The organism is Paenibacillus sp. FSL H8-0122, assembly GCF_038005345.1.
In the GTDB taxonomy this organism is placed as follows: Bacteria; Bacillota; Bacilli; order Paenibacillales; family Paenibacillaceae; genus Paenibacillus_AQ.
On the sequence record NZ_JBBOTB010000001.1, the window covers coordinates 4086406 to 4101981 of the forward strand.

Annotated in this window: 12 protein-coding genes and 1 tRNA gene; 2 read left to right on the forward strand and 11 right to left on the reverse strand. The window is 54.9% G+C overall.

What is annotated here, in order from left to right:
• Positions 1-4: 4 nt before the first annotated feature.
• The 6 genes from NSS64_RS17790 to NSS64_RS17815 all read right to left on the reverse strand — a co-directional run bounded on the left by NSS64_RS17790 (position 5) and on the right by NSS64_RS17815 (position 5155).
• Positions 5-250 carry an acyl carrier protein gene (locus NSS64_RS17790; RefSeq protein ID WP_076078321.1) on the reverse strand — a complete coding sequence of 82 codons (246 nt, stop codon included), beginning with the start codon at positions 248-250 and terminating at the stop codon, positions 5-7.
• 290 nt (positions 251-540) lie between these two features.
• Positions 541-624, reverse strand: a tRNA-Leu gene (locus NSS64_RS17795).
• A 99-nt stretch (positions 625-723) separates the two neighbouring features.
• Positions 724-2334 (reverse strand): helix-turn-helix domain-containing protein, encoded by a 1611-nt coding sequence (locus NSS64_RS17800; protein ID WP_341140989.1) that lies wholly within the window; start codon positions 2332-2334, stop codon positions 724-726.
• Between the two features lie 123 nt (positions 2335-2457).
• The gene (locus NSS64_RS17805; RefSeq protein ID WP_341140990.1) at positions 2458-3468 is read right to left on the reverse strand and encodes an ABC transporter substrate-binding protein; all 1011 of its coding nucleotides are present in this window, start codon (positions 3466-3468) and stop codon (positions 2458-2460) included.
• Between the two features lie 157 nt (positions 3469-3625).
• A complete protein-coding gene (locus tag NSS64_RS17810; protein ID WP_341140991.1) occupies positions 3626-4858 on the reverse strand; it encodes a CynX/NimT family MFS transporter in 1233 nt (410 codons plus the stop codon).
• A 192-nt stretch (positions 4859-5050) separates the two neighbouring features.
• Entirely contained in the window at positions 5051-5155 is a 105-nt protein-coding gene (locus tag NSS64_RS17815) for a YjcZ family sporulation protein (RefSeq protein ID WP_340942033.1), read from the reverse strand.
• Between the two features lie 219 nt (positions 5156-5374).
• Between NSS64_RS17815 and NSS64_RS17820 the strand changes: the two genes are divergently transcribed.
• Complete coding sequence (locus NSS64_RS17820; protein ID WP_340942035.1) at positions 5375-7090, forward strand: ABC transporter ATP-binding protein; 1716 nt, start codon at positions 5375-5377, stop codon at positions 7088-7090.
• 89 nt (positions 7091-7179) lie between these two features.
• Here the strand turns inward: NSS64_RS17820 and catA are convergent, their stop codons facing one another.
• The 3 genes from catA to NSS64_RS17835 form a co-directional block, all read right to left on the reverse strand.
• Positions 7180-7854 (reverse strand): type A chloramphenicol O-acetyltransferase, encoded by a 675-nt coding sequence (gene catA / locus NSS64_RS17825; RefSeq protein WP_341140992.1) that lies wholly within the window; start codon positions 7852-7854, stop codon positions 7180-7182.
• A 105-nt stretch (positions 7855-7959) separates the two neighbouring features.
• Complete coding sequence (locus tag NSS64_RS17830) at positions 7960-9411, reverse strand: DEAD/DEAH box helicase (protein WP_341140993.1); 1452 nt, start codon at positions 9409-9411, stop codon at positions 7960-7962.
• A 90-nt stretch (positions 9412-9501) separates the two neighbouring features.
• Positions 9502-10155: an HD domain-containing protein gene (locus tag NSS64_RS17835; RefSeq protein WP_341140994.1), complete on the reverse strand. Its 654-nt coding sequence runs from the start codon at positions 10153-10155 to the stop codon at positions 9502-9504.
• A 287-nt stretch (positions 10156-10442) separates the two neighbouring features.
• Between NSS64_RS17835 and NSS64_RS17840 the strand changes: the two genes are divergently transcribed.
• Positions 10443-11723: a histidine--tRNA ligase gene (locus NSS64_RS17840; protein ID WP_341140995.1), complete on the forward strand. Its 1281-nt coding sequence runs from the start codon at positions 10443-10445 to the stop codon at positions 11721-11723.
• A 367-nt stretch (positions 11724-12090) separates the two neighbouring features.
• On the opposite strand, the gene NSS64_RS17845 is transcribed toward NSS64_RS17840, so the two are convergent.
• On the reverse strand, positions 12091-13758 hold the full coding sequence (locus NSS64_RS17845) for a response regulator (protein WP_341140996.1): 1668 nt from the start codon (positions 13756-13758) through the stop codon (positions 12091-12093).
• Positions 13751-15562 (reverse strand): sensor histidine kinase, encoded by a 1812-nt coding sequence (locus NSS64_RS17850; protein ID WP_341140997.1) that lies wholly within the window; start codon positions 15560-15562, stop codon positions 13751-13753. The genes NSS64_RS17845 and NSS64_RS17850 overlap by 8 nt, the downstream gene beginning before the upstream one ends.
• Between the last annotated feature and the right edge of the window lie 14 nt (positions 15563-15576).

Sequence of the window (15576 nt, forward strand, 5' to 3'; positions counted from 1 at the left end):
CCCCTTAAGAAGCGGTTTGTGTGGCTGTGATGAACCCCATGAAATCCCCGATCGACTGGAAATCCTCATAGGCAAAATGATCAAAATCAAACTCAATTTCAAATTCGTCTTCAATCCGGAGAATGAAATTAATCATCTGCAGGGAATCCAGACCTACCTCATTCACAATATCGGTGGCTTCAGTGGCCGTGAGCAACAGCTCTGGATTGTTCTTAATTTCACTCAAGATCCGCACAATGGTATCCTGCATATCACCGTTCTCCTCGCATCATGAATTTTAAATAAACGAATTGCTTACTAGTTATGATACAGCCTCAGGGTTCCGGCATCTAACTCACATTTTTATGATATGTATAGGATTTTTATTGGAATGATTACACTTTAAAAGATTTTGAGTAGGATCAGCTTGGGCACTTGGATGGACGCTCCGCGAACGGACCGATGTTTAAGCGGGGATAGAAATAATCATTAAAATACCCAAACAAAAACAGGTCCCTGCCGGCATAAATGCCAAGCAAGAACCTGTATTGTAAGATATGATGCGGTCAAGAGGACTCGAACCTCCACGATATTGCTATCACTGGCACCTGAAGCCAGCGCGTCTGCCAATTCCGCCATGACCGCATATTATGTATTGCAGTGATTCAATCACCGTAATTAAGAATATACTCTCTTTGGAGCGGAATTGCAAGCATTTTTTATTTTACTGCACAGAGGTCTTCTTCAAGCCAATACCTTCATCACATCCGCGATCTTCCGCTGATGCGACAGGACACCGTAATTCATCCAGGCCATGAAATCCACCTCGTACACACAGCGGTTGCGAACAGCAGGCAGGCTTCTCCAGAGCTGTGTCTCCAGCAGCTCCCGGCTCTCCCCTTCCTGAAGGTCAAACGTGATGAACAAATGATCTGCGGTCACCCCTGACAGCTCTTCATTGGTCAGATTGACACGCTTCTGTCCCCGGGTAAGACGCTGGACAGCAGGATGCCGCTGCAGCCCCAGATCTTCATGCAGAACATGGGCTGAGTACCCCAGATTCTCACTGCCATACAGGGCAACACCATGGGCAGAAATCCGCAGCAATGCCACTGTCTGCCCCTGGACGCTGCGGCTGAGCAGCCGCCTGGCCTGACGGGCTTGCTGTTCATATTCGCTGATGACCTCCTGCACCCGACCCGTTCTCCCGAAGACTGCACCTGCGCTGCGGAGCGTGGCCCTCCAGTCTTCCTGATGGAACGGGAGCCGGAATAATGGAGCCACCTGGCGGCACTCTCCAAGCTGCCAGCGCTGGAAGCCGTCATCCAGCATAATCAGCTCAGGACTGTAACGGCTGAGTCCTTGCCAGTCTCCGCTGGAGATATCGAACGCCGGAACCTGATCCAGCCCGAGGTATTCCTGCTTGCCCCACTTGGCATGGCAATACTGCACGACCGGAGTAATGCCGAGCGCCAGCAGATAATCCTCCAGAAAAGGGGCAAATACCCGGACGCCTTCCTGATGGAGGCTTCTGTATTGTCCGGGAGTCACCCCTACTGTTCTTTTGAAGCGCCGGTTGAAATAATACTCATTGCTGTAGCCTGCAGCCAGGGCAACCTCGTGCAGCCGGTCCCGGGTCAGCAGAAGCTGCTGCTGTGCCCGTTCAATACGCAGCCCGTTCAGGTGCTCCAAGGGCATCCGGCCGGTAATTTCTTTGAACATCTGCGTATAACGCGCACGCCCGATCCCTGCAATCTCAGCCAGCTGATCGACAGATAACGGTTCACTGCAATGCTCTTCCATATAGCGGATCGAGGCTTCCACGGCCTCACGGTCATCCTTAGCCTTCAGTACCGGAGTATTCGCCCGCATAATCAACAGCAGCAGCTCCTGGAACCGGGTCTGAGCCGTGAACCATTCAATATCCTCCGGGCGCCGGAAGCTATAATAGATGGAATCCAGCAGCAGAGCACACTGTGAGAACGGCCGGCAGTCCAGATATCCCGGGCAGAGCAAATATTCTGCATGTTCCTCCTGCCCCTTATCTCCGGTGCCAAGCTTGACGTGCCCTGCGGGAATCAGCGCGAACTCCATCCGGTACCAGCTGATCCCCTGCTCGCCGGCCTGAATCCGGTTCAGTGATCCGGCTTCGATCAGGAACCCGGCCCCTTTGTCCAAAAAGTATCTTCTGTCCTCTGCCTTCAGCCACCCCTGCCCTTCGGACACAATGATTAGAGTATGCTCCTGATAGACTTCGGTCTGATCCTTCCCGGACGGGGAGCGTGTAACCGCTTCTATATTTATCAGGCTGTGGAGCAGCCTTCTCCTGGTGTGTTCCTGCAACTGTTCGGTCATCTGCCGCCCCTCCTGACTGAGAATCATTATCATAGACTCCAGTGTAAATCAAAAAAGAAGATCTATCAACCTTGCGGATAGACCTTCTTCTCACTCATAGACTCACGGCCTCTTAACGCTGAATTACTTCACCATTGCCTTAAGCAGATCATCCAGCTTCATCTGGTTGGCGGTAATCCCCCCGGATTGCCAGTGCGAACGCTCCATCCGGTAGATATTGCCGTTCTTGACCGCAGGCAGGTTCTTCCAGAGGGGTCCATCCAGCATCTTGATGGCTTCTTGATTGGCTTCACTGTCCCATCCGCCGTTGTCAGGGAAGATAATGATATGGTCCGCCCCAAGCTCCGGGATCACTTCCTCGGAGATGATCGACTGGAATTCCGTCATCTCAGCGGCCATAGGAACAGGTGTCAGACCGAATTGATTATAGAGCACACCAGTAAAGCGGTTTTTGACTCCAAAAAGAGCAACGGTTTTGTCTGCCACATTAAGCCGGATCACAGCCACCTTCTCCTGTCCCAGTGCCTGCTGCAACGCGGCTTTGCCAGCTGCCACCTTCTGGTCATATTCTGCCAGTACAGCCTTCCCTTTCTCAGGAATACCCAGCGCGTCTGCGACCGTTGTAAGGATTAGCCTTGAATCCTGCAATACGCTCTCCGGCAGGCGGAAGGTTGGAGCTACCAGGGCATACTGCTCATACTTAGCGGCATCTACACCACCATCGGTAATGATCAGATCCGGATTTTTCTCAAGCAGGGCTTCCATGCTGCCGCTGATATCGTATTCCGGCACATCCAGATTCAGATAATCCTGCTTGCCCCAGCTGGGATGATACCATTGCACCACCGGGGTAACGCCGAGCGCCTTCAGGTAATCCTCAACATAGATTCCCGCGATCCGCTTAGGGTTCGCCGGAATCTCCACCTCCCCGAATTCTCCGGTAACCGTCCGTGTCGCCCCTTCTGAAGCTGCCGCTCCGCCAGTCTCCGCAGGAGCTGCGGTGGCAGCTACCGCATTCCCTGTTTGCACATCCTTGCTGTCCGCAGCCTTATTCTTATTTCCGCACGCCGCGATAGCGGACATTGCCAGGATAAGTACAGCGGTCCAAATGATTTTCCGGCCCCAATTGTTCATATCTCTCTTCACTCCTGTGTCTAATTTCATTGATAATCATTCTCAGATGATCTTAAACACAATAGTAGCATGCCGTGATCAGCTTACAATGCACTTTCTCAGCGAAAATCTTATACAAACTTATCGTTTGACCCCGCCAAGCTGACGGGCCCATCGTTTATAACCGGTCTCCCACATATCTGTCGCGTCCGGCCCCCATACCGGCTGCGAACAGCAGTACGCTTGCTAAGACAAGCAGCGCAAGCGGTACATTCCAGCTCCCCGCAGCATCATGCAGCAGGCCAAACAGTGCAGGTCCCGCCGCCGCCAGCAAATATCCTGCAGACTGGGCCATCCCTGACAGCTCGCTGGCCTCCTGTGTGGTCCGGGTGCGCAGGCTGAAGAACATCATCGCCAGACCGAAGGCGAAGCCTCCGGCAATCCCTATGCAGATAGCCCATAATGCCATCAGTGCGGTACTGCCCAGCCAGACGCCAAGGATGCCAGTGATAAACAGAACCGAAGTGATCACCACCGGCAGCCGCTGGTTCTTCATCCTTCCCACCCAGAGCGGCACGAAGAAGGTGAACGGCAGTTGGGCGAGCTGCATCAGCGAGAGAATCCAGCCGGCATGGCCGGCAGACATCCCCCGCTCACCTAGGATCACCGAGAACCAGGCGATCAGCACATAATAGAGCAGGGATTGCAGCCCCATGAACAGCGTAACCTGCCAGGCGAGCGGGGAGCGCCAGACCCGTGCCGCTGAAGAGGAGGCAGTGTCTGCCTGTCCCGCACCCAGACTCTTCAGCTGCGGAATCCAGAAGATCGTAGCCAGTGCAGCAATCATGAACCAGAGCGCCAGCGTCCCTCTCCACCCCAGCCCCGCACGGGTGGCCAAGGGAACACTCAGCCCCGAAGCCGCCGCTGCACATATGTTCATGGACACGGTATAGATTCCGGTCATCAGACCGATGCGGTGCGGAAATCTCCCCTTGATCAGTCCCGGCAGCAGCACATTACAGACGGCAATCGACAGACCGATCATCGCTGTACCTGCGAAGAAGGTTACCGTGCCGGAAGCCGAACGGACCAGAATTCCCATGGACAGGGTGAGCATGGCCAGCACCAGGATATTGGGCAGTCCCAGCTTGCGGGCAAGCCGGGGTGCAAACGGTGACAGCAGGGCAAACGCCAGTAAAGGCAAAGTCGTAATCGCTCCCGCCAGAGTATTAGATAACCCCAGGTCATCCCGGATCATCTCCAGCAGAGGTCCGACGGAAGTGAATGGGGCACGCAGGGCAGCGGCCACACAGATGATTCCGGTAACTAGCATCCATCTGCTGCGGATATCCGCAGCAGATGAGGACAAGGCCGGGCTTGTCCTCTTGTTATTTTCACGGCCGAGCTTCATGTTGTACCTCCAGGTCGCAGCAAAGCACCCGTCAAGCCCGGGGCTTGTCAGGGAATACAGCCGCTATATGTATTACGCCCTTCAACCAAGGCGCATTATTTCATTATACCATATCGCTTGATGGAGCAGCCTCCTGGACAGAAGACAACCGCCGGTCAAGTGACCAGCGGCAGCAGAGCAGGTGAACCCGAATTACACCCAGAGGGATTTAGAGATAATTACGAGCAGGATGAACAGAACCAGAATCGCTCCAGTCGAAGTGAAAGCTCCGCCGTATCCCCCAATATTTTCGCTCATGTTAACTCCTCCTTTATGCCTGGATGCTGTTAAAATATGTATGAAACCGCCTTTCGGTATGGGTTAAACGGCAATGAATTCCGCAGTATATTTCTAATTTAAATGTTCTCACCGTTGACAAAACGTGTAACCCGCTTTAGTATCCTAAACATAGGTTCAGTTGAGAATCAATCTCAATAACCAGATACATAACATATTACAGAAAAGAGTGAACAAGAGATGCTGCGTCGTTTTTTCTCCTATTACCGTCCTTACAAGAAGCTGTTTATCCTTGATTTCACCTGTGCGGTGGGTGCCGGTCTGCTGGAGCTTGCTTTTCCGGTGGCTGTCAATAAATTCATTGATGATCTGCTGCCGGGTCAGGATTGGCCGCTGATTCTGATTGCCTGCGTTGCCCTGCTCGGGATCTATGCACTCAATACAGCAATGAACTATGTCGTTACCTATTGGGGGCATATGCTGGGCATTAATATTGAAACCAATATGCGCAAAAAAATGTTCGATCATATCCAGAAGCTCAGCTTCCGGTTCTTCGACAACAACAAAACAGGTCACCTGCTCGGCAGAATAACCAATGACCTGAACGATATCGGGGAAGTCGCGCATCACGGGCCGGAGGATGTGTTCATTGCCGTCATGACGCTGGTCGGCGCATTTGTGCTGATGGCCGATATCAATCTCCAGCTGGCTGTGATTACGTTCATCATCGTGCCGATTATGGCCTGGGTCATTATCCATTTCGGACGCAGCATGACTGAAACCTATCACCGTCTATTCGGCAACGTAGGGAACTTCAATGCCCGGATTGAGGATAATGTCGGCGGCATCCGTGTGGTCCAGTCTTTTGCCAATGAAGAATTCGAGAAAGAGCTGTTCGCGGTGGACAATCAGAAGTTCCGCGAGACCAAGCTGATGGCGTACAAGCTGATGGCCAAAAGCTCCTCGGTCAGCTATATGATGACCCGTCTGATCACCATTGTCGTGATGGTCTGCGGGGCGTGGTTCTTCATTCAGGGAGAGCTGGAAATCGGGGAATTCGTCGCTTTCATTCTGCTGTCCAACGTCTTCTTCCGGCCGATTGAGAAGATTAATGCTGTAATCGAGAGTTATCCGAAGGGAATTGCCGGCTTCAAGCGTTATCTGGAGGTCATCGACACTGAACCGGACATTGCCGACAAACCGGATGCCGTAGAGGCAGGTCCGCTTCGCGGAGATATCTCTTTCAGCCATGTCAGCTTCGGCTATGAAGCGGACCGGAAGGTGCTGGAGGATATTAGCCTGGAGGTTAACGCCGGTGAAACCATCGCCTTCGTCGGACCCTCCGGTGCAGGTAAAACAACCATCTGCAGCCTGCTCCCCCGGTTCTACGATGTGACCGGCGGCTCGATCTCCATCGACGGGATCGATATCCGTGAGTTGAAGCTCAGCTCGCTGCGCAAGCAGATCGGAATCGTGCAGCAGGATGTGTTCCTCTTCTCCGGCACGATCCGTGAGAATATTGCCTACGGCAAGCTTGATGCAGGACTGCCGGAAATTTGGCAGGCTGCCCGTCAGGCCCGCCTGGAGGAGCTGATTAACAGCCTGCCTGATGGCATGGACACTGTGATCGGTGAACGCGGCGTCAAGCTGTCCGGCGGACAGAAGCAGCGCCTGGCCATCGCCCGGATGTTCCTGAAGAATCCGCCGATTCTGATTCTGGATGAAGCGACCTCTGCGCTCGACACCGAGACAGAAGCAGCGATCCAGCAGTCACTGGCCGACCTGTCGGTGGGCCGCACCACGCTGGTCATTGCCCACCGCCTGACGACGATCAAGAACGCCGACCGGATCGTTGTTGTAAGCGAGGACGGCATCTCCGAGGAAGGCCGCCACGAGGAGCTGGTGAACGCCGGAGGCACGTACAGCCGCCTGTATCAGGCGCAGTATAATGCTTAGGGGCTTCTATTGATGCCGGAGCGGACAAGACTATTGGACCCAGAAAAACCTTCCGGTATACGGCTTAAGCCGTATACCGGAAGGTTTCTTTATTTTGAATCAAAATGTGGTGCATAATTAATCCATTCCTCAGCACGATCTGCCATGGCCTGAACCTCGTTCATGAACCATCCTGCATGATAACCGTCACAGACCGCATGATGGACTTGCAACGACAGCGGCAGGTATATGGAATCGCCTTTAGTCATAAATTTCCCTGCGGTAATAATGGGCAGAAGGTAAGTCCCGTTATTGCTGATATTCAAGTTAAATCCGGTAAAGGACGTCCACGGAATCATAGATACAGAAAAGGTATGCTCAGGAATCGGCGTCTTGGGGAACAATCTCCCGGAATCCTTATAATTCTCCACATCAGACAGATAAGAATCATGGAACGCTCTGAATTCACCCGTGCCAGCCGTCCAAATTGCAGAGAAGGATTCCGAGACACTGTCAGCAATCGTATACAGCGGGTCTACCTTGTCCCAATACCCTAATTCCCCCGCACTATTGTACCCCATTCTGAACGCTGTATTGGAGTTGACCACACGGGTCATTAAGAATAGAAGGGCAGGATACAGTTTATATTCTTGTTGCTTTATCTTCCGGTCTAGACCGCTAATCTCAATTTCTGCCGTCATGCTGAAGGTCGTGCCCTGGTTCAGATAATGATTAAAAATCTCTTGTCTCTTCCAGTTCTCCATATCAATCGGATTAAATTTCATTGGCTATGCCTCCTAAATGGTTGTGTAAACTGAATTTAGGAGGCTGACTTGTCTGCTTTCTTCATTAGAAGCCCATCCTTTAAAAAGAGTTCCTGTTATTGTAGTTTATTTCTTCGCGATATGGCACTTCAGCAGCTTGCCCTTCACGGTAGTCTCTTTCATCGCCTGCAGTACAAGCGAGCCCTTACCGTTCAGAATATCGACGTAGGTCACGTTATCCTGAATCGTGATAATCCCGATGTCCTCAGCCGAAATGCCCTCAAGCTTGGCAAGGGTGCCGACGAAATCGACCGCGCGAAGCTTCTTTTTCTTCCCGCCGTTAAAGTACAGCTTCATGATGTCCTGATTCATGACCTCGGTTTTGCCGGCTTTGCGGACCTGCTGCTTGCCCAGCTTCTGGTCGAAGGCTGGTTTGGCATAGGCCACGGCATCATCCGAAGGAGCCTTCATCTCCGGCAGGCTGAAGCCGATATAGCCTTCGATTTCCCTGACCCATTTGTGTTCATTCGGCGTCACGAAGGTGATGGCTTTGCCGCTTTTGCCGGCGCGGGCGGTGCGGCCGGTGCGGTGGACGTAGCTCTCTTTTTCGAGCGGGATATCGTAGTTGATGACATGGGTAATGTTCTCGATATCAATCCCTCTGGCAGCAACGTCGGTGGCAATCAGATAACGGAACTGGCCCCGCTTAAAAGCATTCATCACCTCAAACCGCTCGTCCTGCTCCATGCCGCCGTGAATCTTGTCCACCGGATATTCGAGGTCGGCCATCCCGCGGAAGAGGGCATTCACCTGCTCCTGGGTCCGGCAGAAAATAATGCAGCTATCCGGGTTCTCCACCGTCAGCAGGTCGCTGAGTAGTCCGAACTTGGCAGCTTGTACGACTTCAATCAGCGCATGCTCAATGGATGCCGTCGTTATTCCGCTCGCTTCAATCTCGATATCCACCGGCTCCGTCATATACTTGCGGCACAGGTTCTTGATCACTTCGGGCAGCGTCGCCGAGAACAGCATCGTTACACGTTCCTTGGGCAGCTGCTTGATGATCTTCTCGATCTGCTCGATGAAGCCCATGCTGAGCATCTCGTCCGCTTCGTCGATCACCAGATATTGTATCCGGCTGAGATTCAGCGTTCCGCGCTCAATATGGTCAAATACACGGCCCGGCGTGCCTACGACCACATGTGTCTTCTGGGTCAGCTCCAGCTTCTGCGGGGCAAAAGGCTGCTTGCCGAACAGCGCTACCGCCTTGATCCGCTTGAAGCGCCCGATGTTCGTAATATCCTCTCTCACCTGCTGGGCCAGCTCCCGGGTGGGGGTCAGCACCAGCGCCTGGGGTTTGTTCTCCGCCCAATCGGCCAGCTCGCAGAGCGGGATGGCGAAGGCTGCGGTCTTACCGCTGCCGGTCTGCGACTTGACGATCAGATCCTGCGCCTTCAGCGCCACAGGAATCACCTTCCGCTGCACCTCGGTGGGGTCCACATACTTCAGAACCTCCAGCGCGCGGATAATCTCTTCATCCAGACCATAATCACTAAACTTCACTTGTTCTTCACTCATTATATACTCAACCTCTTCTATGCTGATTGTTCCGGTTCAGGCGGGGTCTCCCGCGTTCCATCCATCTTGCGCATTATTCCATTATAACACCTACTCTGCCCCCTGATTCCATTCCTTATAGAATTGCTCCAGAAAAATCAGCATAAACTGATGCCGCTCCTCCGCGAGCTGCTTGCCATACGGGGTGTTCATCAAGTCCTTCAGCTTCAGCAGCTTCTCATAAAAATGATTGACCGCCGTGCCCTTGGAGTAATCACGGTATTCCTTCTGCAGCGATTCGCCACGCGGTGGAATCTCCGGATCATAGACCGGACGGCCCTTGGCTCCCGAAAAGACCATGGTCCGCGTAATGCCGATGGCCCCCAGCGCATCCAGACGGTCCGCATCCTGGACCACCTGCCCTTCCAGCGTTGACATGGGCTCCCCCCCGCCGCCACTGAACGACATTGTCCCGATGATCTCCATAATATGCCTGCACGCAGCTTCATCCGGCAGATGTGCGGTGAGCCAAGTTTGTACTTTGAGCAGCCCCGCCTCCTTGGAGGGGTTCAGCTTCTCGTCGGCTACATCATGCAGCAGGGCAGCGATCGTGCAGATGACCACACTCGCCCCTTCCATTCTTGCGATCAGCGCCGCAGTATTCCGCACCCGGTTAGTATGGAACCAGTCATGGCCGGTGGTATCCTGGCCGAGTTGCTCCTTCGCGAAGTCCTCTGCTGCTGTAATCAGCTCTGTATGATTCATTATGATTGCTCCTTTATGGAAAATAATGCAGGTCTTGCGCGGTTGCTCCTGATCCGCTATAATGTGCTGTAATCCAGCCGGAAGGGAATTGATTCATATGAACCGCTTGTCCATCATAACGAATCAACTTCATCATCACAAGCAGCGTTAGCACACACCTGAATTCATTCAGGGAGGGCTAACGCATTTCGCGTTTGACCTCCCTGCGGCATAGATAAGCGCGCGGGACCACGGGGTCCGGCGCGTTTTTTATTTACACGGAATTCACTTACAAAGGAGAGCTAATCATGCAGAATATTAAAGGAACTTATGATTATTTCGGCCGGGAGCAGGCCATCCGCCAGAAGGTGCGGACTACGCTTCAGGAGCTGTTCGAGCTGTACGGCTTCGAGCCGATGGATACGACCCTGCTGAATGAACTGGAGCTGCTGACCTCCAAATACGCCGGGGGCGATGAGATTCTGCGCGAGATGTACCAGCTGGCCGATCAGGGCGGGCGCAGGCTGGGGCTGCGTTACGATCTGACGATCCCTTTTGCCAAGGTGATTGCCTTAAATCCGGGAATTGAATTCCCCTACCGGCGGTATGAGATCGGCAAGGTGTTCAGGGATGGTCCGGTCAAAAAAGGCCGCCTGCGCGAATTCCTGCAATGTGACGCCGATGTCGCCGGCATTGCCGGACCGCAGGCGGAAGCGGAGCTGATGCAGCTGGCAGCGGAAGCCTTCCGCCGACTAGATATTCCGGTGGTGCTGAAGTGGAACAACCGCCGTTTCCTGGGCGAGATTCTGGGGGCGGTTGGTGTGCCGGAGCAGGAGCAGCTCTCAGTCATGCTGACCCTCGACAAGCTGGCCAAGATCGGCAGCGGCGGGGTGCTGGCCGAGCTGAAGGACAAGCAGCTAACCGCTCAGACGGTTACACTGATCTCGGAGCTCCTGGAGCTGACGAACCCGGGATTCGAGGAACTGGTGGAGCGGTATAAGCTGGACGGGCAGCCTGGTGCGCTTGAGGTGCAGGCCTTACAGCAGCTGATTGATGCGGTTGGACTTGCGGACATGTGCGTCTTCGATCCATTTCTGTCACGCGGGCTGTCATTCTATACGGGGACAGTCTATGAAATCTTCGATGCTTCCGGCGGCTATCCCTCAAGCCTCGGCGGCGGCGGGCGATATGACGCGATCATCGGCAAGCTCGTGGGGCGCGACGATATAGAGTATCCTACAGTCGGCATCTCCTTCGGGATGGAGTCGATCATGGCCCTGCTCGGCGAACGCCGGGAGCAGGCAGCGGCGGAGCGTTCCGGCGTGCTGATCATTCCCATTGGCGGGTATTTGCCTCAGGCTCTGGTTGCCGCAGCTAGCCTGCGGTCCGCAGGTATCCGGACCACGGTGGACACGGGCACGCGCAAGCTCAAAAAAACGCTGGCAACAGCCAGCGCCAAAGGCATCCGGTATGTCATTATGGTCGGTGAGAGCGAAGCGGCGGAGGGTAAGCTGCGGCTGAAGGATATGGAGCTGGGAAGCGAGCAGCTGGTTACAGCGGAGGAGGCGGTTCGTTCGATTGCGTTGTGATTCTGGATGAGACAGCCCCGGGCTAACACACTGGCTCCAGGCCCGGCTTCTCACCGGACAGGCGAGTGTGGTCATGCATGCTCCCTCGCCAGTTTCGGATTACGGATGCCGATAGCTGATTGTTGTATTAATTGCAGGATTCCCGTCAGTCCGGCTCCAGATAACGCGGATTGTTGCATTTATTGCAGGATTCCCCTCAAATTAGCTCCTGCTGAGCGCACATTGTTGTAAATTGTGCAGGATTTCTGTCAGCTAGGCCCCAGGTTAACACACATTGTTGCAATTTATGCACCATTTCCATTAGCTCCACAATCGCGCGGATCAGCGCAAGCGGCGCTCCGCTGTGCAGTCGCAGGTCGGCAGGCCCTTAATCTCCTGCTCTACGTCCGTCAGCTGGCCACTTCCGGCCACCCATAGAAGCCGCCTGCACCATGCGGGTGCTGTCCCTGTATTCCTTGGGCGATAATCCGCTGCTGTTCTTGAACACGCGGTTGAAGTGCCGTACATTGCCGAAGCCGGTATCCTCCGCGATTCTGCTGATCTTGTCATCCGTGAAGGCCAGCTTTTTGCAGGCCTCTTCCAGGCGGATACGCGTAAGGAACCCAATAAAGGTGATGCCGGTCTTCTGCTTGAACAGATTGCTGAAGTAGACCGGGTTCAGATATACCGCATCTGCTACCTCCTTAAGGCTCAGCGGATGATCGTAATGCTGCGAAATATAACGCTGGGCGGCTGCGACCGGATCGATATCCTTCGCGGCTCTGGACTCCGCAATGCAGCCAGTCAGTGTGAGCAGCAGCCCCCGGCATTTCTCAGCCAGCTCCTGCCGCGAGGAGAGGCTGCAGACATCGAACAGCACCTTGCGGATATCCTTCGACCCCAGCCACGCTTCGGTCACCTCAAGCTCCTCGGACAATTCGTAGTAGTACAGCAGCAGCTTGCAGAGCTGCTGATGGATGCTCTCCGGTGATTCCGCCATGCTGCACAGCTCTTCAATCATATGTTCGACAATCGGGCCGATCCCCGCCACTCTGCCAGCGGTAATCGACTTCTCCAGCAGCTCCCAGGACCATTTCAGCGGGCCGCCGGAATGCGGACGCTGCGTCATGCTGGCATACTCCAGCAGCTTGTCGCCGCCTTCAATCAGCCGGTACAAGAGGGCAATCCCGGCCTCATTGTAGGCCTTCGGGATTCCCGGCAGGCCTTCGGCGGGATTGCTGACCCCAATCGTCACGGTCAGATTGGACAGCGAACGGATCTGCCTGCGGATCATATCCCCCAGGGTGCCCGGCGCGGACAGAGGGTGCTGCGGATCTGCTGTATTCAGCAGCGCCACCACCTCGGTATCCGACAGCACAAAGCTTAGTCCTGTAGCATGGCGGTCAATCATCTCCTGAACCACCTGCTGGATATACAGGAGGAACAGGGAAGGGTCGCCCCGCAGGTAACGCTCCTTCTCTACCGAATGCTTATCCAGCTTGATCACCATGCAGATGAAATAGCGGTGCCCGAAGGCAAGGCCCAGCTCGCGCAGCAGCTGGAGGTCACTGCCTTGCGCCCGGCCCTTCAGCAGACTCTCAATCAGGTGGCCGGCTACATGCCGCTTCAGCACCGGCTGGACCTGCCACGGCTCCTCCTTGGGCGCAGGCAGCGCCTGGCGTTCAGCCAGCTCCCGGCCCAGCCGCTCCAGTACGCGGCCCAGCTCCTCGCGTTCGACCGGCTTCATCAGATAGTCCTTCGCCCCCTCCCGCATGGACTGCTGCACATAAGCGAATTCATCATAGCCGCTGACCACAACGGTCATCAGATCCTTGAAGCGCTCCCCGGCCACTTGCTGAAGCTGGATGCCGTCCATCCGCGGCATACGGATATCGGTGAGCAGCACCTCTGGGGTCAGCTCGGCCAGCTTGTCGAGGGCATCGTAGCCGTCGATGGCTTCACCAACCACCTCCCAGCCGGCACCCACGGCGGCGATCATCTTGCGCAGGCCTTTACGGAAGACCGATTCATCGTCAACAATCAGTATTCTAGGCAACCCCGTCACCCTCCCTTCCTCTGCCTTCCCGGCTCAGTACCGGCAGCTTAAGCACTGCCTTGAAGCCCTGATAGGGCATACTCTCCAGGGATAGGCCATAGGCCTCGCCATAATGCAGCACAATCCGGCGGTGGACATTCAGCAGCCCGTTGCCGGAGCGCCCGCCAAGCTCCTGCGTATCCCGCAGGTGCAGCCGGAGTGCCTCAAGCGCCTCTGCATTCATACCGATCCCGTCATCCTCGACGGCGATCCTCAGCACCTGCCCGCGGCGTTCTGCACTCAGCGAGATCCGGCCGCGGCCAACGCCCTTATCCAGCGCATGGTTAATGGCATTCTCGACCAGCGGCTGAATCATCAACGGAATGACCTCACAGTCCAGCAGGGACGGTTCAACCGCCATGCTGAACTGAATCCGTTCCTCGTAGCGCATCTGCTGGATTGTCATATAGCCGCCTACATGGTCCAGCTCATCCTGCAGCGTCACCTGCTCCTTGCGCCCGCTCAGACTATAACGCAGCAGCTTGCTGAGATTGTTGGACATGGCGATGATCTCCGGGCTGCCCTCCAGCTCGGCATACATGCTGATAGACCCGAGAGTATTGTACAGAAAATGCGGATTGATCTTGCTCTGCAGCGCGGCAATCTGCGCATCCTTCTCCCGGATCTCCGTCTCATAGAGCAGGTAACCGAGTTCGCTGAGCTTGGCAAGCATGCCGTTGAACGAATGGCCGAGCATACCCACTTCATCCCTGCCGCTCACCGGAAAAGCCATGCTGAGGTCTCCGCGCTCCACACTGCGCATCAGCCGGCTCAGCTTGCGCAGCGGCTGCGTGATCCGGTAGGCGATGAACACATAGAGCAGCAGGGCCAGTCCTACGCAGATAATGCCCGTAAGAATAATATACGTGCGCAGAACCTCGGTCTCCTTCATTAGACTGGCCACCGGAACAACGCCTACCGTCGTCCAGCCTGTAACCTCAGAGGTCACATGGGCGACCAACAGCCCTTCCCCCTCCGACTTCACATGGCTGACCCCCTCACCGGTTCGCCCCGGAGTTACGGCAGACGCCGTCTGGAGGTATCCATAATCCTTGCCGGTGACCCGGTTGCCGGATTCATCCGTAATATACAGCAGCTCCTTGGCATCCAGCTTAACCTTCGACAGAATCTCGCTGATGAACTTCGGGTCCACATCAATGACAATGTATCCGAGCGTCACGCCGTCATCGAAGCTGCGCAGCTCCCGGACAATGGAGAAGGCCTCATAGACAGTACCGCTGCTTGCGCTTAAGTCATGCGTCGCCACATAGACCGGCTTCCCGTAATGCCCCTTGAACTTATTCAGCCAGCTCACATTCTCATCCAGCTTGTAGGTCGTGACATACTGGCTCTCCGGCATGACCACATAGGAAGCTCCGCCCGTACCATACAGGGAGACGCCCAGAATATCGACCCGGCCGTTCAGAAACACCTGGGTGACGAAGCTGTTGAGTCCGCTGATCTCATCCAGCGTAAGGGGTTCGCCTGGGGCACGCTTTGTTGCAAGATAATCGGTCACCTTGGGATACTGATAGGGCATCACCGTCAGCCGGTTCAGCTCATTCATATAGGTATCGATATTCAGCGTAAGCTGCTTCAGCGTCTGAAGCTGATAATCGCCCACCTTACGCTCCGTCGTTGCGGTGAAGCGGGCGAAGGCGAAATAGCCCATCAGTCCCAGCGGAAGCACAATGAACACCACATTAATCAGAATGAGCTTGCGCGCAAGCGCTAGATTCCGGAACCAGCTGTGAACGGATTTCAACCGCTATCCCCCCC